This window comes from Mycobacterium sp. IEC1808 (assembly GCF_002101935.1).
Taxonomy (GTDB): domain Bacteria; phylum Actinomycetota; class Actinomycetes; order Mycobacteriales; family Mycobacteriaceae; genus Mycobacterium.
Map to the genome: position 1 here is coordinate 91,019 of NZ_LQPV01000015.1, position 22,802 is coordinate 113,820.

19 protein-coding genes are annotated in these 22,802 nt (G+C 66.5%); 8 read left to right on the forward strand and 11 right to left on the reverse strand.

From position 1 onward, the window contains the following. The first annotated feature begins 84 nt into the window (after positions 1–84). Positions 85–330, forward strand: a complete 246-nt coding sequence (locus AWB92_RS09075; protein ID WP_085185031.1) for a hypothetical protein — start codon at positions 85–87, stop codon at positions 328–330. Here AWB92_RS09075 and AWB92_RS09080 read toward each other — a convergent pair. Further along, positions 287–751, reverse strand: a complete 465-nt coding sequence (locus AWB92_RS09080; protein ID WP_085185164.1) for a DoxX family protein — start codon at positions 749–751, stop codon at positions 287–289. The genes AWB92_RS09075 and AWB92_RS09080 overlap by 44 nt on opposite strands. After that, the gene (locus AWB92_RS09085) at positions 748–1,656 is read right to left on the reverse strand and encodes an alpha/beta hydrolase (RefSeq protein ID WP_085185032.1); all 909 of its coding nucleotides are present in this window, start codon (positions 1,654–1,656) and stop codon (positions 748–750) included. The genes AWB92_RS09080 and AWB92_RS09085 overlap by 4 nt, the downstream gene beginning before the upstream one ends. A gap of 44 nt (positions 1,657–1,700) precedes the next feature. Between AWB92_RS09085 and AWB92_RS09090 the strand changes: the two genes are divergently transcribed. After that, positions 1,701–2,414: a hypothetical protein gene (locus AWB92_RS09090; RefSeq protein WP_085185033.1), complete on the forward strand. Its 714-nt coding sequence runs from the start codon at positions 1,701–1,703 to the stop codon at positions 2,412–2,414. Here AWB92_RS09090 and AWB92_RS09095 read toward each other — a convergent pair. Together AWB92_RS09095 and AWB92_RS09100 are read right to left on the reverse strand one after the other, a co-directional pair. Continuing rightward, the gene (locus AWB92_RS09095) at positions 2,404–3,237 is read right to left on the reverse strand and encodes an alpha/beta hydrolase (protein ID WP_085185034.1); all 834 of its coding nucleotides are present in this window, start codon (positions 3,235–3,237) and stop codon (positions 2,404–2,406) included. The genes AWB92_RS09090 and AWB92_RS09095 overlap by 11 nt on opposite strands. Before the next feature lie 80 nt (positions 3,238–3,317). Beyond that, positions 3,318–3,878, reverse strand: coding sequence for a TetR/AcrR family transcriptional regulator (locus AWB92_RS09100; RefSeq protein WP_085185035.1), 561 nt, complete (start codon positions 3,876–3,878; stop codon positions 3,318–3,320). Positions 3,879–4,084: 206 nt separating this feature from the next. Here AWB92_RS09100 and AWB92_RS09105 point away from each other — a divergent pair, with 206 nt between their 5' ends. Continuing rightward, entirely contained in the window at positions 4,085–6,370 is a 2,286-nt protein-coding gene (locus tag AWB92_RS09105) for an MMPL family transporter (protein WP_085185165.1), read from the forward strand. On the opposite strand, the gene AWB92_RS09110 is transcribed toward AWB92_RS09105, so the two are convergent. Beyond that, the gene (locus AWB92_RS09110; protein ID WP_085185036.1) at positions 6,367–7,836 is read right to left on the reverse strand and encodes an MFS transporter; all 1,470 of its coding nucleotides are present in this window, start codon (positions 7,834–7,836) and stop codon (positions 6,367–6,369) included. The genes AWB92_RS09105 and AWB92_RS09110 overlap by 4 nt on opposite strands. A gap of 30 nt (positions 7,837–7,866) precedes the next feature. Between AWB92_RS09110 and AWB92_RS09115 the strand changes: the two genes are divergently transcribed. Both AWB92_RS09115 and AWB92_RS09120 read left to right on the forward strand, forming a co-directional pair. After that, the gene (locus AWB92_RS09115) at positions 7,867–8,472 is read left to right on the forward strand and encodes a hypothetical protein (RefSeq protein WP_085185037.1); all 606 of its coding nucleotides are present in this window, start codon (positions 7,867–7,869) and stop codon (positions 8,470–8,472) included. 217 nt (positions 8,473–8,689) lie between these two features. Then, positions 8,690–11,125 (forward strand): glycogen/starch/alpha-glucan phosphorylase, encoded by a 2,436-nt coding sequence (locus tag AWB92_RS09120; protein WP_085185166.1) that lies wholly within the window; start codon positions 8,690–8,692, stop codon positions 11,123–11,125. 4 nt (positions 11,126–11,129) lie between these two features. Here AWB92_RS09120 and AWB92_RS09125 read toward each other — a convergent pair whose 3' ends face one another. Together AWB92_RS09125 and AWB92_RS09130 are read right to left on the reverse strand one after the other, a co-directional pair. Beyond that, positions 11,130–11,936, reverse strand: a complete 807-nt coding sequence (locus AWB92_RS09125) for an SDR family oxidoreductase (protein WP_085185038.1) — start codon at positions 11,934–11,936, stop codon at positions 11,130–11,132. 10 nt (positions 11,937–11,946) lie between these two features. Continuing rightward, positions 11,947–13,434 (reverse strand): PE-PPE domain-containing protein, encoded by a 1,488-nt coding sequence (locus AWB92_RS09130; RefSeq protein ID WP_241523404.1) that lies wholly within the window; start codon positions 13,432–13,434, stop codon positions 11,947–11,949. A gap of 110 nt (positions 13,435–13,544) precedes the next feature. On the opposite strand from AWB92_RS09130, the gene AWB92_RS09135 reads away from it, so the two are divergent. The 3 genes from AWB92_RS09135 to AWB92_RS09150 all read left to right on the forward strand — a co-directional run bounded on the left by AWB92_RS09135 (position 13,545) and on the right by AWB92_RS09150 (position 18,493). After that, positions 13,545–13,826, forward strand: a complete 282-nt coding sequence (locus AWB92_RS09135) for a hypothetical protein (RefSeq protein ID WP_085185040.1) — start codon at positions 13,545–13,547, stop codon at positions 13,824–13,826. Positions 13,827–14,135: 309 nt separating this feature from the next. After that, the gene (locus AWB92_RS09140) at positions 14,136–15,251 is read left to right on the forward strand and encodes a PPE family protein (RefSeq protein WP_085185041.1); all 1,116 of its coding nucleotides are present in this window, start codon (positions 14,136–14,138) and stop codon (positions 15,249–15,251) included. 122 nt (positions 15,252–15,373) lie between these two features. Beyond that, positions 15,374–18,493 (forward strand): hypothetical protein, encoded by a 3,120-nt coding sequence (locus AWB92_RS09150; RefSeq protein ID WP_142282009.1) that lies wholly within the window; start codon positions 15,374–15,376, stop codon positions 18,491–18,493. A gap of 13 nt (positions 18,494–18,506) precedes the next feature. Here AWB92_RS09150 and AWB92_RS09155 read toward each other — a convergent pair whose 3' ends face one another. The 4 genes from AWB92_RS09155 to AWB92_RS09170 are packed head-to-tail and all read right to left on the reverse strand — an operon-like array spanning position 18,507 to position 22,754. Then, entirely contained in the window at positions 18,507–19,787 is a 1,281-nt protein-coding gene (locus AWB92_RS09155; protein ID WP_085185044.1) for an amidohydrolase family protein, read from the reverse strand. 16 nt (positions 19,788–19,803) lie between these two features. Continuing rightward, on the reverse strand, positions 19,804–21,018 hold the full coding sequence (locus AWB92_RS09160; RefSeq protein WP_085185045.1) for an amidohydrolase family protein: 1,215 nt from the start codon (positions 21,016–21,018) through the stop codon (positions 19,804–19,806). A gap of 6 nt (positions 21,019–21,024) precedes the next feature. Next, positions 21,025–21,828, reverse strand: a complete 804-nt coding sequence (locus AWB92_RS09165) for an acetoacetate decarboxylase family protein (RefSeq protein WP_085185046.1) — start codon at positions 21,826–21,828, stop codon at positions 21,025–21,027. Beyond that, positions 21,825–22,754, reverse strand: a complete 930-nt coding sequence (locus AWB92_RS09170; protein ID WP_241523405.1) for an SDR family NAD(P)-dependent oxidoreductase — start codon at positions 22,752–22,754, stop codon at positions 21,825–21,827. Before AWB92_RS09170 ends, AWB92_RS09165 begins: the two co-directional genes overlap by 4 nt. Between the last annotated feature and the right edge of the window lie 48 nt (positions 22,755–22,802).

A 22,802-nucleotide genomic window follows, 5' to 3' on the forward strand; every position in this document is an offset into this window, starting at 1 on the left:
TACAGAGAATGCCATTATCACCGGATGAAATAAACCTGTCGATGACAAGATTCCCTGGTCATCGAAACGGGAACCTGATGGGGCATGGCCACACCTCGCGAGGTCATCGAACTCATCGACGCGCTCGCCGAAGACATCTATGACGCCTACGACAACCCCCGCCTTTACCCCGCGCCGGAGAAAGCCAAGGCGCTGACGGCGTCGCGCTACCTGGCCAGAAAGCTGGTCCGGAAAGGCTGGCGGAAAGGCGGCGGAATCTACCTGCCGCGCTGCCCGTACGGAACCGTCACGTGTTTCGACCCGGAACCGCACCCGCACTGCGCGGTGTAGCGCGCCCGGCGCGCAGGGCGTCGATCGAGTAGCGCCCGCCGCCGGTGAAGACCAGCAGGAAGAACGCGAAGCAGAACAGGATCGCCAGCAGCCCACCGTTGCCCGCAGGTGGTTCGCCGACCGGCCACAGCGCCTTCGGTTGGTGCATCCAAAAGTAGGCGACCGCCATCTGCCCCGACGCGATGAAAGCGGCGGGGCGGGTGAACAACCCGGCCCCGATCAAGAGCCCCGTGACGAACTCGATCAGGCCGGCATACCAGGTGGGCCAGGTACCGAACCCCGCGGGAAAGGCCGGACGGACGGGCCAATCGAAGAGGATGATCGAGCCACAAGCGGCGAACAGCAAGCCGTAGACGAACCGAAAAAGGCTGAGCACCGAGGGCGTAAAACGGGCGAGCCGTGCATCGAGAGTCTGGGTCACGACGCACACCTTACGGTCGCGGCCCAATCGAGCACGCGCCTCCACAGCAGCTGGCGGCTCGACGCCATGTTGTGGCAGTGCGCGCTTTCGGGAAGCACGACGGTCGTGAGGTCGGGGCTGCGGCGATACAGGCCGGCCTCCGCGCGTGGGTCCGGTGAGCCGTCGACGACACCGAAGCCGACGAGCACCGGAACGTCGATCTGTGCCGCGTGCTCGGCGACCACGCCGGGGATCATTGCGGTGCCGAATACCCGCGGTACCACCGACTTTGCGGTGACACAGTCCGCCGCCACGACGTCGGCGGGCACATCGGCCAGGTGAAACCAGCTCTGCAAGTACTCGCGCGGGCCCTCGGCATAGGGCTCGGGAAGGGCGGCGACGATCTGCCGGGCCAGCTCGGCGCGGCCCTCGGCGGTGGCCGCCCGGGCGATGAAGCCGGCATCCAGGTTCAGCGGCGCGACGTACTGGTTGGTGCAGCCGAGGACCGCCAGGCCCGCGTAGCTGGAAAACAGCGATTGCTGAACGATCGCGAGGTAACCGCCCAGCGAGTGCGCCACGGCGAGCACCGGCGCGCGCTCGCCGGTCGCCTCCGGCAGCGCGGAGACGGCCCGCGCGAGCGCGGCGGCGATGTCGGTGAAATCGAAATCTCTTGCCGGCTTGGCACTTTCGCCGGTGCCCAGCGGATCGATCGTCACCACGCCGTAGCCGTTCTCGGTGGCGAAATCCGCGAAGCTGTAGCCGCTGCGGCCGGGGAACTTCAGGTCCCAGTAGTCGCGACTGTAGGTGCCGCCCGGCAGGCAGACGAGTAGGGCGTCGGCGCCGCGGAGCGCCGGGTAGTAGGTGCCCGCCAGCCAGGCCTGCTCGCCGACGGCGTCGCTGACGTCGAAGCGCATCGGACGTGGCATCTCAACAAAGTAACGCCGCGCCACTCTCCTCAGATATTCACGGCATGATCGGCACCCGCACTGCGACCGCGGCCCGGGCGGCGGGCGTGGCCCTGCTGGCGGCCGCCACCGCGCTGGGCCCGGCGGTGGTCAGCGCGCACGCCACGCCCGACCCGCCGCGCGGCGCGGGCACGCTGTACGGCAACCCCGCGGCGGCCGCCCCGTTCTGGCGCTACCAGGGATACGACGACGACTGCGTCGAGATGGCGGTCGCCGACGTGGTCGGTGAATTGACCGGCAAGCCGCCCTCCGAGCAGGCCATCGTCAAGCTGGCCCAGGCCGCGCCGAGCACCGTCCATGCCGGACCGATCTACACCAAGCCGAAGAAGCGCAAACCCGGCGCCGGCACCTCGTTCGACGACGAGCCGGCGCTCCTCGCGCACTACGGCATCCGCGCCACCTCCACCGACGAGGAGAGCGCCGCGAAGACCGGTGTCCCGACCGGTATGTCGGCGCTCGAGCAAGATCTGGCCAAGGGCCGCAAGGTGATCGTCGGGGTCAACTCCGAAGTCATCTGGCGCGAGCCCGTCGAGGACAAGACCCCCGACGGCCAACCGGAAGCCAACCACGCCGTCGTGGTCACCGGCGTCGACACCGCGGCCGGCATCGTGCACCTCAACGACAGCGGCAGCGAGGAGGGCCGCGACGAACAGGTGCCGATCGACCTCTTCGCCCGGTCGTGGGCCAGCAGCAACGATCAGATGACGGTCACGGGTTAGGGACGGGGGCCGCATTCAGCAGGGTGACCAGCGCGTCGGTCACCTCGCGGGGGCGCTCCTCCATGACGTAGTGGTCGGCGCCGCGCAAGTGAACCAGCCTGGCGGTGGGAATGCGGTCGGCGAGTTCGCGCGCCGTGCCAAACGGGATGTAGGGATCACGCTCACCCCAGATGACCGCGACCGGGCACCGGATACTCGCGAGCCCGTCGGCAAGCCAACCGACGGCGGGCACCGGGTAGTGGGCGAAGAACTCCCAAAACGTGCGCCGGCCTTCCGCTGTCCTCATCCAGCCCAGGTACTCGGCTTCCAGCGCGGTATCGAAACAGCCGAGTCTTCGGTAACGGGACAGCGCCAGGTGATGAAGCGCGGCCAGCGGCAGCCGCCGCGCGGCCGCGGCCAGCACGGGACGGGTCGCGATCCGGTGCTCCCCCAACGAGAACCGGTAGAACCACGGACGGAAGATTCCGTGCGCCCTGGTGTTCAGCAGCGCGAGCCGTCGCACCCGGTCGGGGTGGCGGATGGCGTAGCCGAGTCCGATGAAGCCGCCGTAATCGTGCGCGCACAGGTTGAATCGTTGCCACCCCAACCGTTGCACCAGCCGTTCGATGCGGTCGACCTCGTTGTCGTAAGTCGGCGGCGTCGACGGCGGATCGGACCGGCCGAATCCGGGCCAGTCGGGCGCCACGACGTGGTGCTTCTCGGCCAGCGCCGGGATCTGGTGGCGCCAGCAGGACGCGCTCTGCGGGTACCCGTGCAGCAGCAGCACGGGCTCGCCGCTGCCGGCGGCCACGGCGAACACCTTGCGTCCGTCGACGTCCAACATGCTCGAAATGTATTCGGAAACCGCTCTGCGCCACCCCCACACATCGAGACGGGTGGCGCCCCATTACGGCCAGCGCGACATTACGACGGGGCCGGCCCAGTTAGTAGCTGCCGAAAGACCGGACCCGCCCAGCGGCTGAGTTCTTCGCGGCTGAGGTTGGCTATCGGTGTGCCGAGCACGGATCGCGTCGCGGCAAGCCCAATGACGAACGCATCCGTCAACGCAATCCGCTGCAGGTGATGGTCCGGCGTGGCGCCCCTCAGCGTCGGCGCGACATGCGTGGCCAAAGTTTCGTTGAGCGTGTCCGCCGCGACCCGGCTTGTCATCGCCGCCCGCAGCAACGCGAGGAACGACTGGTCGTCTTCCCACACCGCGAAATAGCGCGGCAGCAACATGTCCGCGATGTCGCCAGGGTCGGCTTTGGTCAGGTCGGGCAGCTTGATGGTGAATTCGGTCGCCGTGGCGAACAAGTCCTGCTTGCTGCCGAAGTAGCGGATCACCAGCGCAGCGTCCACGCCGACATCCGCAGCGATGGCCCGCAAGGTGGTGCGCTCGAAACCTTCCGTCGCGAAACGGCGGCGCGCCGACGCGAGGATGTCGGCGCGGGTCTGAGCTGCGTTTCGAGGCCTCTTCGTACCCATCCCCAGACTCTATGTCAGCCGCTGTTGACTTGAGGCCGCGACCCGGCGTACGCTTCAAGTCACCCATTGTTGACAAAAGTCACCGACCGTTGAGATCGGAATCTTTTAAAGGGCGGGTGGTCCCCATGGCGGGCGACATCGGACGGTCTGGAGCCGCGACCCGTAGGACGGCGGTCACCGACACCACCCGTGCATTCCGGGGCGGCCTGCTGCGCCGTATCGCAGGGCTGGCCATTGCCGCCCCGGCGCGGACGATCGCTATCGCAGGGCTCGTGATGGTGGCCGCAGGCATCTTCGGGATCCCGGTCGCCAAGAGCCTGTCGGCCGGCGGGCTGCAGGATCCCACGTCCGAATCGGCAAGGGCAGCAAAGCTTTTGACCGACAAGTTCGGCCAGGGCGACGTGCAATTGCTGTTCATCGTTTCCGACCCGGACGGCGCCACGAGCACGGCGGCCCGCGCGGTCGGCACCGATATCGCCGATCAGCTGAGCCGGTCTGCGCACGTGACGAGCGTGACCTCGGCATGGACCGCGCCGCCGGCCGCCGCCACGTCGCTGGTGAGCAAGGACGGAAGGTCCGGGCTGGTCGTCGCGGGTATCGGTGGCGGCGAGACCGACTCACAAAAGTACGCCGACGCCCTGTCGCACCGGTTCGCGCATGACCGCAACGGGGTCGGCGTGCGGTCAGGCGGGGTCGCAATGGTCAACGCGCAGATCACGGAGCAGGCGCAGCGCGACGTGCTGGTGGTGGAGGCGATCGCCATCCCGCTCAGCTTCGTTGTGCTGGTGTGGGTGTTCGGCGGCTTGTTCACCGCCGCCTTGCCCATCGCGATCGGTGGAATGTCGATCCTGGGCACGCTCGCGGTGCTCCGCCTGATCGCGTTCACCACCGATGTGTCGATCTTTGCGCTCAACCTCAGCACCGCGTTGGGCCTGGCCCTGGCGATCGACTACACGTTGCTTATCGTCAGCCGCTTCCGGGATGAGATGGCCGGCGGAGCAAGCCGCGACGACGCGCTCATTCACACCATGGCGACCGCGGGCCGTACGGTGTTGTTCTCGGCCACGACGGTCGCGCTGTCGATGGCCGCGATGATCCTGTTTCCGATGCACTTCCTGAAGTCGTTCGGCTACGCGGGAATCGCGACGGTCGCGTTCACCGCGACGGCGGCGGTGGTGATCACGCCCGCGGCCATCGTCTTACTCGGGGATCGATTGAACGCGCTGGACGTGCGCCGGCTAGCGCGCCGCGTGCGCGGCCGGACGGCGCCGGCCCGCATGCCCGTGGAAGAGGAATTCTGGTATCGTTCAACGAAATTCGTCATCCGGCATGCGATTCCCATCGGATTGAGCGTGGTTGGGTTGTTTTTGCTGGTCGGTATGCCGTTCCTTGGGGTGCGGTGGGGATTTCCCGATGACCGGGTGCTGCCGGACTCCGCTTCGGCTCGCCAGGTCGGCGATCAGTTGCGCAGCGATTTCGCCAACGACTCGGCCACCTCGATCAGCGTTGTCGTCCCGGACATCGACGGCGTGCCGGATTCCGAAATCGCCAGGTACTCAGCGGATCTGTCGCTGGTGCCCGATGTGTCGGCCGTGTCGGGTCCGGTCGGCACCTTCGTGACCGGGGCGATGGTCGCACCCCCCTCGGCGCCGACCGGCCGGGTACAGGGCAGTGCGTTTCTCACTGTCAGGACCACCGCGCCGCTCTTCTCCGACCGGTCCGAGGTGCAGCTGCGTCGCCTGCACGGGATACCGCGCCCCGACGGGAGGGCGGTCGAGTTCGGCGGGACCGCCCAGACCAATCGCGACAGCGTCAACGCGATCACGTCGCGCCTGCCCCTGGTGCTGGGCCTGATAGCCTCGGTCACGTTCGTATTGCTGTTCCTCCTGACGGGCAGCGTCGTTATGCCGCTCAAAGCTCTTGTCCTCAACATGCTTTCGCTGACGGCGGCGTTCGGCGCGATGGTGTGGATCTTCCAAGATCACCACCTCGGCGGCCTCGGGACCACATCCACCGGGACGCTGGTGGCCAACATGCCGGTGCTGCTGTTCTGCATCGCCTTCGGCCTGTCGATGGACTACGAAGTCTTCGTCGTTTCGCGCATCCGTGAATTCTGGCTCGCCTCGGGACGCACCCGCGCCGACAACGACGAAAGCGTCGCGCTCGGCGTGGCCCGCACGGGTCGCGTGGTAACGGCGGCGGCGCTGGTGATGTCGATCTCGTTCGCCGCGTTGATCGCCGCGCAGGTGTCGTTCATGCGGATGTTCGGAGTGGGCCTGACACTGGCCGTGGCCGCGGACGCCACCCTGGCCCGCATGGTGCTGCTGCCGGCGTTCATGCATGTGATGGGACGGTGGAACTGGTGGGCGCCTAAGTGGCTGGCGCGGCTGCACGAGCGGTTCGGAATCAGTGAGGGTGGCGCCATCGCGCACGAGACGACCACGCCGAGAAGCCGCGACCTCCCCGAAGCGCTTTCCGCATTCCCAACCTAGGCCGCGTCGTCGGCGAGGCCCGGGCGCCGCGTGCACGGGTCCTGGCAGGCGTGATTGATGCCGGGCAGCATCTGGTGGGCGAAGTCTCCGCCGGTCCGGACGGTCAGCGCCGCTATCAATGCGCCGACCACGCACGCGACGGCGGTGATGATCATCGCCACCGAGAAGCCGGGACCGAGCGGCTGTCCTGGCCCGGCGGTGATGCCGGCCGCAGCCGGCAGCACGGCGACGGCAAGCAACCCGGCGAGGCGCGCGACGGCGTTGTTGACGCCGGAGGCGGTGCCCGCGTAGCCGTCGGGAACCGCGGAGAGGACGGCGGCGGTCAACGGCGCCACGGTGATTGCCAGCCCGACGCCGAAGACGACGACGGCGGGCAGCACTGCGCCGAGATAGGTCGCCCCGGGCGCAATCCGCGCCATCAACGCCAAACCCGCCGCGGCGATCAGCGGCCCGACCGTCATGGGCAACCGCGGCCCGGCCCGCTGCCCGAGGGCGCCGGCCCACGGCGAGCCGACCAGCATGATGATCGTCATCGGCAGCATCGCCAGGCCCGCGGCGAGCGCGGAGTAGTGCAGGCTTTGTTGCAGCTGCAGGGCCAGCAGGAACAGCGCCCCGCCGATGGCGGTGTAGACGGCCAGGGTCGCGAGGTTGGCGCCGGTGAATTGCCGGGATCGCAAGAGCCGCAACGGCAGCAGCGGCGATTGCGCGCGTCGTTCGATCACCGGAAAAGCGAGCAGCGCAGCCACGCCGACGGCGGCGAACACCGTCGTGACGAAAGTCCAACCGCGCGAAGGCGCCTCGATGAGCGCGTAGATCACGCCGGACAGCCCGACGGTGACGGCGGCGGTCCCCAGGACGTCCGGACCGCCCCGCGCGGTGGGATCGCGCGATTCGGGGATGCGCCGGGCGGCGATCCACAGCACCGCCACGGCCAGCGGAAGGTTCAAGAAGAACACCCAGCGCCACGACGCCGCATCGACGAGCCAGCCGCCGATGAACGGACCCAGCGCGGTCGTCACCCCGGACATGCCCGCCCAGATCCCGACTGCCCGGCCCCGGTCGTCGTCGACGATGCCGGCGTCGATCAACGCGAGGCTGCCCGGAACCAGCGCCGCCGCGCCGACACCCTGCACCAGCCGCGCTCCGACCAGCCATCCGACCGTCGGCGAAAGACCGCAGCCGACGGAGGCCGCGGTGAAGACGACCAGCCCGGCGACGAAAACCCGTCGGCGCCCATAGCGGTCGCCCGCCGCGCCTCCGGTGAGTAGCAGCGCACTCAGCGTCAGCAGGTAGCCGTCGAGGACCCACTGTTGGCCGGTCAAACCCCCGCCCAAGTCGCGCCCGATGGCCGGCAGCGCCACGTTGACGACGGTGCCGTCCAGCAGCGCAATGCCCGAACCGAGGACGGCCGCGGCGATCAGCCAGCGCGCACCGTCCGACGCCAACGGCAGTTGGCTTTGGTTCATGGTTGACGATTCTGCGCCTAGGATCTCCGCATGCCGATTCTTGGGAACGCGACGGCCGTCGCCGCGAAAGTGTCCCGGGCGACGTCCAACGCGTTGCGGATTGAGCTCACCACCCCCGACGGCGCCGAATTGGCGCGGGCTCAAAAGAAGGGCGGGGTCGGGATCTTGCTCGGATTCAAGAACGGCGGCAAGAGCGACTACACCCTGTCCAGCCCGGCCGGCGAGGAATTCAGGCTATCGGTGGCCGGAACGACCACCGTCACGAACCAGGGCACACCGGTGGGAAAGATCGTCCCGTCCGACGGTGCGGCGCGGTTGGAGGACGGCGGCGGCACCGTCCTGGCGGCAATTCGGCCGCACACCGGGGCCAAGGCCGACGACGCCTGGCATCATGCGATCCTGTCCCCCACCGGCGACCAATTGGGCGTCCTCACCCTGATGACGGTCCACACCGGTTGGCGCGACATCGAATTCGAGGCCGTCCAACTGCTGGCCAACACGAACATCGCCACGCTCAAAGCGCCATCGGCCGGTGCGATGCTCGAACTCCGCGCGCCGGCCCATCCCGTGCTGGGCGACATGCTGGCCGCGGCGTGCGTCGACTTCTCCGTACTGCCGCGCGGATACATCGCCTGACCGCCTCCCCGTTTCGTCGCCGGCGCGTGGGCTGGCGTTCACTTCGCGGACGGCAATTGCGCTCCTGATGTGCAAAAATCGCTGCCACACTGACTCTCCTGCCGCCCACCCCTAGGGAGTAGGACCACCCACGATGACCGATGTCGAGCAGACGCCCTCCGACGGAATTTCGCCCAGCCCCACGCGGGCCGATCTGGCCGAGCACTCCCGCACCGGGATGAGCGCGGCGGCGCTGCAGCGGGCGATCACCGACCACCTGCGCTACTCGATCGGTCGTCCGGCCGCGGCGCTGCGGCCGGAGCATTACTACCGGGCACTGGCCCTCGCCGTGCGCGACCGCATGCAGGACCGTCGGGTGGCCTCGACGCAGACCTCGCTGGACCTCGGCCGCAAGGTGACCTGCTACTTGTCGGCCGAATTTTTGATGGGTCCGCAGCTGGGCAACAATCTGCTGAACCTCAACATGGAGCTCGCGGCCAAGACGGCGCTCGCGGCGATGGGACAGAATCTCGAGACGGTCCTGGCTTGCGAAGAGGAACCGGGACTGGGCAACGGGGGCCTCGGGCGGCTCGCGGCGTGCTACCTCGACTCGCTGGCCACGCTCGAGCGGCCCGCGATCGGCTACGGCATCCGCTACGAATTCGGCATCTTCGACCAGGAGATCCGCGACGGCTGGCAAGTCGAGCAGACCGACAACTGGCTGGACCACGGAAACCCTTGGGAGATCCCGAAGCCCGACGTCAACTACCTGGTCAAGTGGGGCGGCTACGCCGCGCACTACACCGACGACTCCGGCCACGATCGCGTCCGGTGGGTGCCGGGGCGCGTGCTCAAGGGCGTCGCGTACGACACGCCCATCCAGGGTTACGGCGTCAACACCTGCAACGTGCTGACGCTGTGGAGCGCGCGGGCCGTCAAGTCGTTCGCGTTGGATGCGTTCAACACTGGCGATTACTACGGGGCGGTCGAGGACGAGGTCATGTCCGAGACCGTCACCAAGGTGCTGTACCCCAACGACGAGCCGGAGGCCGGCAAGCAACTGCGCCTGCTGCAGCAGTACTTCTTCGTGTCCTGCTCGCTGCAGCACGTGCTGCACATCATGGACGATCTCGCCGACGCCGGCGTTCGGGAACTCCCGCAACGATTCGCCGTGCAGCTCAATGACACTCACCCCTCCATCGGGGTCGCCGAGTTGATGCGGTTGCTGGTCGACGAGCGCCAGCTGGACTGGGACGAGGCGTGGGAAATCACCGTCGCGACGTTCGGCTACACCAACCACACCCTGTTGCCTGAGGCGCTGGAGACCTGGCCGCTGGACATGTTCTCCGAGGCGCTGCCGCGCCACATCGAGATCATCTACGAGATCAACCGCCGATTCCTCGACGAGGTGCGCGCCCGCTTCCCCGGCGACGAGGACCGGTTGCGTCGGATGTCGCTGATCGGCGAGGACGGCGGCAAGAGCGTCCGGATGGCACACCTCGCCACCGTCGGCAGCCATGCGATCAACGGTGTCGCAGCGCTGCACTCCGAGCTGCTGAAAAGCAGTGTCTTGAAAGACTTTTACGAGCTGTGGCCGGAGCGGTTCAGCAACAAGACCAACGGCGTGACGCCGCGCCGCTTCCTCGCCCTGGCCAATCCCGGGTTGCGCGAGCTGCTTGACCGCACCGTCGGCGACGGCTGGCTGACCGACCTCAGCCGCCTGCGCGGGCTGGAGCCGTTCGTCGACGACGCGGCCTTCCGCCGGGAATGGCACGACATCAAACGCAACAACAAGGCGCGCCTGGCCAAGTATGTCCGGTCGGTCGCGGGCGTCGAGCTGAACCCGGACTGGATGTTCGACGTCCAGGTCAAGCGCATTCACGAGTACAAGCGTCAGCACCTCAACGTCTTGCACATCGTCGCGCTGTATCACCGGCTCAAGCAGGACCCCGGATTGTCGATTCCGCAGCGTGCCTTCATCTTCGGCGGCAAGGCCGCCCCTGGCTACTTCATGGCCAAGCGGATCATCAAGCTGATCAACGCCGTCGGTGAGACGGTCAACGCGGACCCGGCCGTGAACCGCTTCCTGCGAGTGGCGTTCGTGCCGAACTTCAACGTGCAGAACGCGCACTTGATCTACCCCGCCGCCGACCTGTCCGAGCAGATCTCCACCGCGGGCAAGGAAGCCTCGGGCACCGGGAACATGAAGTTCATGATCAACGGCGCCCTGACCATCGGCACGCTCGACGGGGCCAACGTGGAGATGCGCGATGAGGTCGGGGCGGATAACTTCTTCCTGTTCGGCCTCACCGAGCAGGAGGTCGAGGCACTCAAGACGAACGGGTACCGCCCGGCCGACTACATCGACGGTAACGACGAGCTGCGCGCGGTGCTGGATCTGATTGGGGGCGGGACGTTCTCGCATGGTGACACTGAGGTCTTCCGGCCGCTGGTGGACAACCTATGGCATGACGACCCCTTCCTGGTCTGCGCCGACTTCGCGTCTTACCTGAAGTGCCAGGAACAGGTCAGCGAGGCCTGGCGGGACACCGAAGCGTGGACGAAGATGTCCATCCTGAACACCGCTCGAAGCGGCAAGTTCTCGTCTGACCGTGCCATCACCGAGTACTGCGATGAGATCTGGAACGTGTGGCCGCTGACCGTGAAGATGTGAGCGGTCAGCGGTAGCCCGGCAAATCCGGCACTCCACTGGCGGTAAGCCAACCGCCGCCGTCGACAACCAGCACGGCTCCGGTGACATATGAGGCCGCGTCGCTCGCCAGGAACAGCACGGCTTCGGCGACCTCGGTGGTGGAACCGGGACGCCGCAGCGGGTTCTGGGTGGTGCGGTGCTGGGCATCGCCGGTGATTCTCTTCACTCCCTCGGTGCCCGACATCGCGCCCGGGGCAACGACATTCACCCGCACCCCGTCGGGTCCCCATTCGATCGCACAGGCGCGGCTGAACGCGTCGACGCCCGCCTTAGCGGAAACGACGTGCGCCTGCAGGGCCATGCCGCGGTACTGGATCGCGGCGCTGATGTTCACCACCGCGCCGCCGTGCTCGCGCAACCAGAGGTCATACGCAACCTTCGACACGTTGAAGGTCCCGAGTAGGTCGATGTCGACGACGGCCTTGAATCCCTTTGCGCTGAGGCCGCTTATCGGCACCGGGAAGTTCCCGGCGGCATTGTTGACGACGATGTCGAGTTGGCCGAACGTTCGCAGCACCTCTTCGACGACGGCCGTCACCTCGTCGTCCCGACGGACGTCGCAGACGCCGTATGCCGCCTCGATCCCCTCTTCCCGCAACGCGGCAACGGCCGCTTCGAGATTGGGTTCCTTGCGGCTGCAGATCGCGACGCGGGCGCCGTGGTTGCCGAGGACGCGGGCGACCTCCAGGCCGAGTCCGGTTGCGCCCCCGGTGACCAACGCGACCTTCCCTTGCAGGAGGTCGGCCCGGAAAGGGCTGCGGCTGTTGGTCATGGCACGTCCGTCAGCTGTCCCAGCTCGGCATCAGACCCAACGCGCGCATCAGCTGGCCCTCGAACCCGGTCAGCAGCGAAACCCCGGTGACCGACGACTGCGGCAGCGGGAAGTTCAGGCCCGGATCGAGCACCGGGTTGAACGGGTAGCCGGTCGGCATCATCGACGGCGGCAGGAGCCCGAGATCCACCAGCGCCGCCTGCGGGCCCTGGACCGCGCCGTGCACCAGGTCCGGGACGATGGTGAAGGGGTTCGGCAGCTCGAACAGGCTGGCGGGAGTGGGGATGTCGGCGTACTCGCCCGACCCGTAGCCCATGTCGACGATCACTCGCAGGTCCGGCTGCAGCAGATCGGCCAGCGCGTTGCCGAACGGCTGCGGCACATACAGGCGCAGCGGCGCGACAAGCGGGAGGTTCTGCGTCAGCAGCTCGTAGTAGTGGGTGGCCCCGGTGTATCCCGGCGAGGTCGGCAGCTCGATCGCGTTGGCAATCTGCCCCGGTGTCAGGTCGACGTAGTCATGCGTCCCGTGGTAGAGCGCGAACCCCATGAACGCGTTGAGATCGCTGACCGGGTTGAGCACGTACTGGGGCAGATTCGTCACCATGTCGTACTGATTGGTGAAGATCACGGTTGGATACGGCGAGTTGGGCGGCGTCGCGCCGTTCATCAGCACGTCGACCAACGGGATGTAAAGGCCGGGGAAGCGTTCGAAGAACCCCCCGTTGGGGTTGCCCGGATCGCCGGTCAAGAAGAACGACAGGCTGGTTGGGTCCGGCGGGTTGGCCATGGCCATGAGGTTGCGGATCTCGTCGGTGGCAACGAGCGAACTTTGCGAGGTGCCGTAGACGACCACCTTGTTGCCCGCCGCGAGTTCGGTGTTGATGGCGGTGTTGAGCAACTGCACGCCCTGCGCCACCGACTGGCCTAGCGTCAGGTTCCCGAGTTGCGGGGTGAACGGCCAGAACTGCTCCGGCGTGTAAAACGACTGCCCCGACGCCCCGAGGAGCGGCGACAGGGTGGGGTTGTTGAGGAAGTTGGCCATGATCGAGCTGACGTACTTGGCGTCCGGCAAGGGGAACGTGGTGCCGCCGACGATCAGTGCCACCGAGCTGTTCGACGGGACGATCAGCGGCGGGATGCTCGTGGGGGCGGGGTTCTCGGCCTGCGCCGCGAACGAGGCAAGGGGCGCTTCCAGCTCGCCGACCGTGTCGCGCAACGCCTGCAGCGCGGCCTCCTCGGTCTGCGTGTAGGCCGCGCCGGCCTCACCCAGCAGCTGCATGAACCGCTGCTCGAACGCCTGGCCCTCCGCGGCCAGTTCCCGATAGATCCTCGATTGATTGATGAACAACGGCGTGACCGCCGCGCTCACCTCGTCGGCGCCGGCGGGCAGGATGTTGCTCGTCCGCAGCGCCGCGATCGCGTTGGCCTCTTCGAGCGCGGTGCCGATGTTGCCGACGTCCTCCGCCGCCGACACCAGCCCCTCGGGAACGACCTGCACCCGGACCATTCTGGCCAACGACGGCGGTCGCCGAGCGCTCTTCGATGAATTCCTGCCGTCGCCGCGTCTTACACTGGGCCGTCGGAGGCACGACTGAAGGTGAAGTACCCGTGAGGACCCCCACGACGATTGCTGCCGGCGGGCTGGCTGTCCTGGCCTTGCTGGTGGGCTCGGGCGTCGCCCATGCCGATAGCCGCCAGGAAAAAGAAAAAGAGGCGTGCCAGCTGATGGACGATCCGGCCGGCCCCGAATCGGGTTACGCGCCAGCCGAATATGCATTCATGACGCTGCGCGCCAAGATGTCGGCCGAGGACGCACGGAACCTCATGTCGCTGGCGGCCCAGGACTTTTGCCCAAACCACATAATCGACCTGCCCGCGAGCTGGCGGTAATAGCCGAGTAACTCCCACCATTGCCGCTTCGAGCCCACGGCAATCAAGATCGGCGATCTTATTTTTTCGCAGTTCAGCCCTATCTTTACTCCTTCGAAATTCATAGGGTTCACCAGAGATAGTCACCGAGACCGCAAAGGTGGCTGGATATGCACAGTTCGCGTGGTCCGCCCAGAACTCGAATGAGTGGTCACCGCCCGGAGACCCGGGCCGCGGTACCAATCTGTCCCGCATCACCCGGCGCCTTATCTTGCGCCGTCAAAAAAAGGGGGGTTTGCCACTGAAGTCAAGCTAAGGAGATGTGACACAATGGATTTCGCGATATTGCCACCGGAGATCAACTCCGCGCGCATGTACACCGGCCCGGGGTCGGGTTCGCTATTGGCCGCCGCGGGCAGCTGGGACTCCCTGGCCGCCGAATTGACCACTACAGCCGAGACATACCAGTCGGTGGTTTCGGGCCTGACCACCTTGAACTGGCACGGCCCCGCATCGGAGTCGATGGTCGCCACCGCCATCCCTTACATCGGTTGGCTGAACATGACCGCCGAGCAGACCAAGCAGACCGCCATGCAGGCCAGAGCGGCCGCGGCGGCCTTCGAGCAGGCATTCGCGATGACCGTGGCCCCACCGGTGATCGCGGCCAACCGCTCCCAGCTGGCTTCGCTGATCGCGACCAACTTCTTCGGCCAAAACACCGCGGCCATTGCGGCTACCGAGGCGCAGTACGCCGAGATGTGGGCCCAGGACGCCGCGGCGATGTACGGCTACTCCAGCGCCTCCGCGGCTGCGGCGACGCTGTCGCCGTTCACCCCGCCGAACCAGACCACCAATCCGGCCGGCGTGGCCACGCAGGAGAACGCGGTCAACCAGGCCATATCTAAGGCAGACCACGTTGTGCAACGACTCGCATCCGGGTCTGTCCCTCAGTGGCTCCAAAGCCTATGGAGCAACACGGGGATTGGGCCCGACGCCCAAATATGGAGCGACCTATGTTCGGCTGGTGTCTTCCAGCTACCGACCGCGCTGAACATCGCGGGCTTTGTCGGCAAAGACGCCATCGACGAGGACGCAATTGCGGGCAGCTTCGGAGGCTTGACTAATCCAATTCCCATCACGCTGTTGCCTAGCGCGACCACGAGCGCATTCACCAGCGGCGGAGGCGGCGTGTCCGCGGTCCTCACCGGCGCCAAGTCGATCGGGCCCCTGTCTGTACCGGCGAGCTGGTCCACCCCGGCGGTCAGCCACATATCGGCCCTGTCGGGCACCGGCCTAACCACACTCCCGGGAACCGAAGAGGCAGTCGGCGCAGGTATGCCGGGCGTACCCGGGATGCCGGTGGGGACGCTGACGCGAGCCTCGGGCGTCATCCCCCGGTACGGGACGCGGCTGACGGTGATGCCACGGCCGCCGGCGGCCGGGTGACACAGCCCTCGTTGTCAACGATTGGCCTTCGCGTTGTGAGCGCGTCCGGCCGGTGTACGCCAATTCGAGCGAATTGGAGTAGTCGACTACTCGCGATCAGTACTGCACATCGTCCCTAGCATTTGCCCACAGGATACGGAAATTCGCCCGGCATCCAGCCGGCGGCCGTCGGCATGCGGGACAAGGGAAACATCATGGTGCGGATTGAAGAGGCATCCATGTCGGAAACTTTGGCAACTGAACAGACTTCACAGTCGCAAACTGAGGTAACTGAAGAGGTTTCCCCGTCGGCAATCGAGGCAGCCAAACGGGCGTCTCGCCGGCGAGTCCTAACGGCCGCGGCATTTGCACTTGCAGCCGCCGGTGCGGTATTGGCGTGGTATTCGTGGCCGGGCCCGGCAGGGTCGAGCTTCGCGAGGTACATCTACGGTCACGGCTCGCAATTCCCAGTCGTGGTCGATCGGGTCCGGGCAGCGATTTACTCGGATTTTTTCTTCGTCCTCGGCTACACCCTCACGCTGGGCGGGCTAGCGGGGGTCTTCCTGCTGTGGGCGATCTCGGCGGCTGGGCGACTAGCGGCTATATACGTCGCTGCGGCCGTGGCAATTGCCTCTTTGGCCGGGATTATTGAGGCTTCGCTGATTTGTTGGGCGCTCGACGGTCACAACTCGACCGCCTGGATCAACGCTATCGCGACGGCAGCAACCATCCAATGGTGCGCCCTGCTGCTAGCCCTCGGCGGGATACCCGCGACTCTGGGAATCGTCCTGCGGTGGGCGGCGGCGGGTTGGAGATCTTGTCGGACGCGGTCCTCGGACAAGACCACCGCGGAGTGGTGGAACGAAGTGCTGTGGACGTCACCCAAGCCGACCGAGGCTGTCGACCCCGATGAAGCGAGCTGGGTCGAAGCGTATAACGTCCCGGATGCCGGGAACGTCATCAAAGCCCGGAATGGCGAGCGGGTGCAAGCGATCTGCTTGTCCGGTGGCGGAGTGCGGTCGGCATGCATCGCGATGGGCGTCATGCAGGAATTCTCAAAAGAGGATCCGATCAAACCAGGCGCAGGTGTTCACGAAAAGTTCGGCGGCAGGGCAAAACTCATCGACACCGTCGACTACGTGATTTCGGTATCCGGCGGCGGTTATACGGCCGGCGCGCGGCTGCTGGCCACACAGGACACCGAGAAGAAGCCCTTGGTTTCCGAGCGCTTCGAGGAAGGGTCGCCCGAGCTCGATCATTTCCGAAGGGGCTCAAGCTATATCGCAGACTCGCCCGGAGAACTGGTCTACGCGTTGGCCGTGGTCTTTAAGAATCTGCTCGCATCGATCACCATCCTCTTCACCCTCCCCGCCTTGCTGGGGTGGGTGTTCGGATATCTGCTATCGCGCCCTGCCTTTTCCTTCGCCCAGATCATTCCCGTACTCAATCCGAACGTTAACGACGCGTTCGTGCACGAGCACCCGGACTACCTGATGTGTCTGACAGACCATCCCGCGTCTTGGATAGCAGTGGCTGTCTTCGCCGGCTTGGCCGCGTTCCTCACCAGTATCGCAATGGGTATCGAGATGTTTCTCTGGGAGAAACGTAGCGAGCGCGCGAAATTGTGGGTGCAGCGCTTCGCGGTGGGCAGCGCGGTCTTCGCAGCGCTGGTGCTGATAGTGGTCGTCGGGCTACCGACGCTGATGCGGCTGTGTTCATCGCTCAGTGCGCACGCTACCCATAACCAGGGCGACGCCGCCGCGGCCGTTTCCGGGCTGGTGGGTCTGAACTACCTCGCGGCGATTACCGCGATGGCTTGGAAAAAGCGCAGCACACTGTCGGAAGAGGCGAAAAAGCTCTCACTATGGAAGCGACTACTCCCCCCGGGCGTCATCGCGATGATTCTGGTGGTGGTGACCCTTACCGTCCTGCTGGTCGCGTGGCTGATCATCCTGGGATGTTTTGCTGCCGGCGTATTTCGCTCGTTGACCACAGGCGGACTAGAGGGCGGGCTTCGCCAGATGCCTTTCTCCGCCTTGTGGCCCTCGTTGGTATTGGTCCTAGCAATCGCATGGATCAGCTCGGTGGATGTCGCGTCGATAAGCCTGAATCCGTTCTATCGCTATCGCTTAGGGCAGACGTTCGCGGTTCGGCGCAAACGAGTTTCGGGCCTCTGGCGCGCAGAAGCCTACGACCGGAATGAATACACCTGGTTGCCTGAGTTTGGCAGCGTTCCCGCGGGCGGACCCAAGTTCATTTTCGCCGCCTCGGCCCCCATCAGCGGAAAGCACAAGCCTGCACCGGGATTGAACGCGGTGTCCTACGTGATGAGCCACGATTTCATAGGCGGCCCGGAACTCGGGTGGCTGCGGGCACCCCAGCTGCACGACCAATCCCCACCCCGAATCAAGCGGGATCTCACGGTTTTGACCGCTGTTGCGGCGAGTGGAGCCGCCTTCGCGTCGGCGATGGGCCGACAACAGAAGGGATTTGAAAAACTACTGGCCGTCTCGGGTGCTCGCCTGGGGACATGGCTGCCGAACCCGAATTTTGTTGCCAACCTTGCTGCCTCCAAGAAAGGGGCCTGCCTCGATCCGAAGGACAACGAGAGGCCGTGGCCAAAGTCATTGCCTTACATTCGCGGCGCCGGCTACTACTACCGCGAACTCATCGGCCTCAACTACCCCGACGCGCGGTTGGTACAAGTCACCGACGGCGGCCACTACGAAAACCTTGGACTGGTCGAGGCGCTGCGCCGGCGCAGCCGACTGATCTTCTGCATCGATGGGGGCGGCGATGCACCCCCGTTGGCCAGCGGGCTGGCCGACGCGATGCGATTGGCCGAATACGAACTGGGTGTGACGATCGATTTCGACTATTTCGCAAAGTTCCCCTTGGCGGAGCTCACCCCCGGTTCCGGCGAAAAGTTCGAAGAGACCGAGGCGTTTTACGGCCTGAACAGCCGCCTCGCCAAGAGGACCGTCGCGGTCGGGCTCATCACCTATCCATCGGCAGCCCCTGACTTGGGGCATGGCCCACATGAGCGTCAAGGCCTTCTCATTTTCGCGAAAGCGGTGCTGTGCAAGGGATTCCCCCAGTGGCTCTTGACCTACGCGGCCTCGAGCGACATGTTTCCCCATGACCCAACATCCGATCAATGGTTCAACGAAGGGCAATTCGCCGCCTACACCCAGCTGGGGCGGATCATGGGGCAGCAAGTGCGAGAATGCATCCACGATCTCCAGAAGGACTCGACGCTCTAAGAAATGTAGCCGCTCAGTTCTCCACAAGATCTGGGATAGGCTCCGCTTCGATCAACCAATGCCGCCCGGCCCGGCGCGCAGCCTCCCACTTGGGGATGCTCACCGCATCGTCCTGACCCAGGTCCGCCGGGGTCGGGCCGATGCGCTCGACCAGATCCGCGAGCGCAGCCACATCGAAGTTGTACACCTCGGCTGCGGTAAGCCCGAGGATTTGTCGCGTCTCGTCTATTGGAATGTCCCAGAACGAGCGCCGCAGCCAGTCCCGGGTATGCGGCCATGTTCCTTCCGGATGAGGATAGTCGTTGCCCCACAGCATGTTTGGTACACCGATCTCGTAGCGACGGGCCAGTTCCCGGCGCTCGGTCGTGGTGGCGCCGATGAAGCAGTTCCGGTCGAAGTACGCCGAGGGCAGCATTGTCAGATCGCCCTCCAAGAGGCGGCTCATCTTCTTGGCCGAGTGCTCACGCATGAACCGGGTGTCCATCAGCCACAACAGGTCGTTAGCCCAGTAGGCACCGCATTCGGTAGCCCCCCAGCGCAGGTTCGGGAAGCGCTCGAACACGCCGGCCCACAACGCGAACCACAGCGGCCGGACTCCCCACCAGCGCACCTCGGTCGTGTAGATGCCCAGGTGCGGGCCGTACTGCTCACTGGGCGCGGCACCGACGTGGGTGTGAACTGGCATCTGCAGGTCCTGGCAGGCGGCCCACACCTTGTCGTAACGCCGGTCATGGTAGGGCGGATAGTCACCCCAGAGCACCGGAATCATGATGCCGCCGCGCAACCCGGCTTTGGCCGCTCGAGCGATCTCGGCCACCGCCGCGTCGATGTCCGCCAGTATCGGCACGACGGCGACGCCGGCCCGCCGCTCGGGGCTGTGGCTGCACAGCTCGGCCAGCCAGCGGTTGTGGGCCCGCGCCCCGGCCATCGCACGTCCCGGGTCCAGGTCGCCCGACTGCCCCAGGCCCGCGCCGAACGGAGCCCCGGCGACACCGGTGACGGCGTCGGCGTCGGGAAAGATGACCTCACCGGCGACGCCGTCGCCGTCGAGTTCGCGGTCGCGCTGGGCGACGTCCCAGCCGCCCGCGATCCCGTCTCCGTGCTCGTCGAACCACGCTTGCGCGAACTCCTCGTCGATGAAGGCGCCGGCCTGCGCCGCGGCGGCGGTTTTCTCGGCGAGGAACGTCTCGAAGTCCTCCCGGTATTCCGGGTCGATGTACTCGCGATACTGCTCGGTGGGCAGCTCGGCGTGGGTGTCCGCGGAGATGATGAGGTAGGGCGCCGCGTCGTTCATGGAGGTCCTCTCGCAATTACCAGGTACGAATCGGGTCGGGCTCGAAGACGGTGCTGCTCGCATCGGCGGGCGCGGCCGCCAAAGGCTCGGCAACCTCCGCCACGGTCGGGCCGATTCGCTCAACCAGGGGCGCCAACGCATCGAGGTCGAAGCCGTAGACGGCCGCCGCATTCCCGCCCACGATGGCCGCCACCTCGTCAGCCGGCACACCGCTGAAGGTGTAGCGCAACGCTTCTCGGGTGTATGGAGCGGTGCCCTCCATGTGCGGGTAGTCGCTGCCCCACATGATCTTCTCGACGCCGATCCGGTGGCGCTCGGCGCATTCGACGGGCCGCATGAAACTGGCGCCGACGTAACACTGGCGGGACCAAAACTCGCTGGGCCGCAGGCTCAGCGAGCCGGCGGTGGGCCCGGCGAAGCGGGCGATCGCCGAGTTCGCCCGTCCGTAACGGGCCGCCGCCACGTCGAGCGAGTCCAGGGTTGCCGGTATCCACCCGGCACCCTGCTCGGTGAAGACGACGGTGAGGTCCGGATGCCGATCCAGTGCGCCGCTGAAGATCAGGTGCCATAGCGCCCGGTGCGCAAACCAATGCGTCTCATACACCCACACCGCGAACGAGCTGCCCCATCCGTCCGTGGGGTTCGGTCCGGCGTTGCCGCCGTGGTGGTTGACGACCAGGCCCGCCTCCGCGCACGCCGCCCACAGCGGCTCCCAATGCTCGGCGTAGAGCTGGGGAATGCCTGCGCCGGGCGGGATCCCGGGCAGCAGCACGCCGCCGCGCAGGCCCAGCTTGGCGATCTGAGCTATCTCGGCGACGGCCTCGTCGAGGTCCCCGAGCAGGATCTGGCCCACCCCGGCGCGCCGCTCCGGCGACAATGAGCAGAAGTCGGAAAGCCAACGATTGTGCGCGCGCAGGCCGGCCCAGCGCAGCTCGAGCTCCCGGGCGTCCACGGGTTGGGGGGCGGCCAGACTCGCCTGGGGAAAGAACGGCGGCACGGTGTTGGGGAAGATGACCTCCCCCGCGACGCCTTCGGCATCCAGGTCCGAGTTTCGGCGCGCGCTGTTCCAATTGCGCTCCGCGTCGGCCTCGGTGAGGTCGCCGAACGGGTTGACGTATGTCTTTGCCCAGCCGTCGAATTCGTCCCTGAACTGAGGATCGAGGTACCGGCGATAGTCGAGCAGATCAGCGCCGGCGTGGCAGTCGGCCGAGATGACCGTGTACCGGTCCATGGTGCGCTATACCCGCGTCGGCTCGGGGCGTGGCGCGGCGAGCAGGGCCACGTCGTCGTAGCGTTGGTGCACGTACGGCAGCAGCCATTCCTGCGGTACCCGCGACGCGATCCGCCCTACCTGGATGGTGCGCCGGCGACACCACGTGATCGATGTGATCTGGCGGATCGCGATGTCGGCCACCGGGTCCAGCGGTGACTCGCCCAATTCCACTGTGCCGTCGATGTTCTCGAGCAGCTCGTAGTGGCGGTGGTATTCGCCGTAGACCAGGTGGGGGTCGGTGATGCCGGTGCCGTCGGGGGCGCGCAGGAACTTGAAGTAGAACTCGGTGTTCACTTGGTCGGGCGGCAGCTCGGCGGCGCCGGTGATCTGGCCGGTCACCCTGATGAGCTGATAGCCCAGCCGGTCGACGACGGCGGCGACGCGATCGTCGTCGCGCTCCACCTCGATGTGGGCGAGTTTCTTTGGCTCACCGAATGTTTCGCGCCCGCCCGTGACCGACTGTTCGGTCGACTGGGGCATGAAGAGCGGGTAGTCGCCCGCGAGGTCGCCGTGGCGCGCGGTCACCGAGAACACCGCGGACCCGAACGGCGGTCTGCCTTCGATTTGGACGCGCTGAAGCTGAACCCGCACCAGCGGTTCGGCCGCCGGCTCCAGCGGCTTGGGCAGCACGGCCGCGACGATCTCCGGATCGGTGAGGTACGTGACGGTGATCGCCTCGGTGGCGATGGGCGCCTTGGTGGCATCGATCTCGTGGTCGACTTGCGCCTCGGGTGCGCGAGGACCGTAGCGAATTTCGTTGGCGCTCAACGTGCTCCTCCTTCGGTTTTCTCGGCATGCCGGCCGAGAACGTCAACCAGGTAGTCGGGCTCGCCGCGGGCGAGGATCGATGCCGCCTTCTTGCTGACGACTTGATCGGCCGGTGTGGGCGGCCCCATCATCCAGAAGCGGTCCGCCCGAATCCCTTCCACGACGAGGTCGGCTACCGTCTCGAGCGGGGTGAACTCGACATGTGCGCCGGCTGCCTCGAAGCGGGCCACCACCCGTTCCAGTGTCTGGTCGGGCGTGCGGCGTTCCTGCGTCGCGGCATAGCGCTCCGGGCGGTGCCGCCACGACTCCCAGATGCCGGTGTTCAGAAAGCCGCCGGGGAAGAGGACGTGCGCCCGCACCCGCGTCCCGGTCATCTCCAGGTGGGTATAGAGGCTTTCGGTCAGGCAAAGCACCGCTGCCTTGGTCATCGGGTAGACCGCCGTAGCCGGCCCGCCCATGGCCCCGCGGGCAATCGGTGCGAATCCCCCGTTGCCCGAGCACGTGTTGACCACGTGCCCGTCGCCCTGCTCGAGCAAGATCGGGACGAAAGCCTTGATGCCATGGATGACGCCGAGCACGTTGACGTCGATCCCCCAGCGCCAATCGGCCAGGTCGTGCTCCCACATGTAGCCCTCGGAGACCCCGCCGGTGCCCGCGTTGTTGCAGACGACGTGCACCGCGCCGAAGCGATCGAGCGCCTCCTTGGCCAGCGACTCGACCGAGGCATAGTCGGTGACGTCGGTGACCACGCCGACCGCCTCGATGCCCTCGTCCACCAGCGCCCGGGTCGCCTCGTCCAGCGGTTCGGCGAGGACGTCGGCCAGCACCACCTTCATGCCCTCCCGGCCGAAGCGCCCGCCCATGGCCCGGCCGATGCCACCGGCTCCCCCGGTTACGACGGCGGTCTTGCCTCGAAGGTCAGACATTGTGGTCATGGTCACATGGTCGCGCATGCCACCGCAAGAAGTCGCACT

Bases quoted from the DNA above. Each gene is read 5' to 3' on its own strand.
- AWB92_RS09075 (WP_085185031.1), top strand. From the start codon at position 85: ATGGCCACACCTCGCGAGGTCATCGAACTCATCGACGCGCTCGCCGAA.
- AWB92_RS09085 (WP_085185032.1), bottom strand. From the start codon at position 1,656: ATGCCACGTCCGATGCGCTTCGACGTCAGCGACGCCGTCGGCGAGCAG.
- AWB92_RS09090 (WP_085185033.1), top strand. From the start codon at position 1,701: ATGATCGGCACCCGCACTGCGACCGCGGCCCGGGCGGCGGGCGTGGCC.
- AWB92_RS09095 (WP_085185034.1), bottom strand. From the start codon at position 3,237: ATGTTGGACGTCGACGGACGCAAGGTGTTCGCCGTGGCCGCCGGCAGC.
- AWB92_RS09100 (WP_085185035.1), bottom strand. From the start codon at position 3,878: ATGGGTACGAAGAGGCCTCGAAACGCAGCTCAGACCCGCGCCGACATC.
- AWB92_RS09110 (WP_085185036.1), bottom strand. From the start codon at position 7,836: ATGAACCAAAGCCAACTGCCGTTGGCGTCGGACGGTGCGCGCTGGCTG.
- AWB92_RS09115 (WP_085185037.1), top strand. From the start codon at position 7,867: ATGCCGATTCTTGGGAACGCGACGGCCGTCGCCGCGAAAGTGTCCCGG.
- AWB92_RS09120 (WP_085185166.1), top strand. From the start codon at position 8,690: ATGAGCGCGGCGGCGCTGCAGCGGGCGATCACCGACCACCTGCGCTAC.
- AWB92_RS09125 (WP_085185038.1), bottom strand. From the start codon at position 11,936: ATGACCAACAGCCGCAGCCCTTTCCGGGCCGACCTCCTGCAAGGGAAG.
- AWB92_RS09140 (WP_085185041.1), top strand. From the start codon at position 14,136: ATGGATTTCGCGATATTGCCACCGGAGATCAACTCCGCGCGCATGTAC.
- AWB92_RS09155 (WP_085185044.1), bottom strand. From the start codon at position 19,787: ATGAACGACGCGGCGCCCTACCTCATCATCTCCGCGGACACCCACGCC.
- AWB92_RS09160 (WP_085185045.1), bottom strand. From the start codon at position 21,018: ATGGACCGGTACACGGTCATCTCGGCCGACTGCCACGCCGGCGCTGAT.
- AWB92_RS09170 (WP_241523405.1), bottom strand. From the start codon at position 22,754: ATGTCTGACCTTCGAGGCAAGACCGCCGTCGTAACCGGGGGAGCCGGT.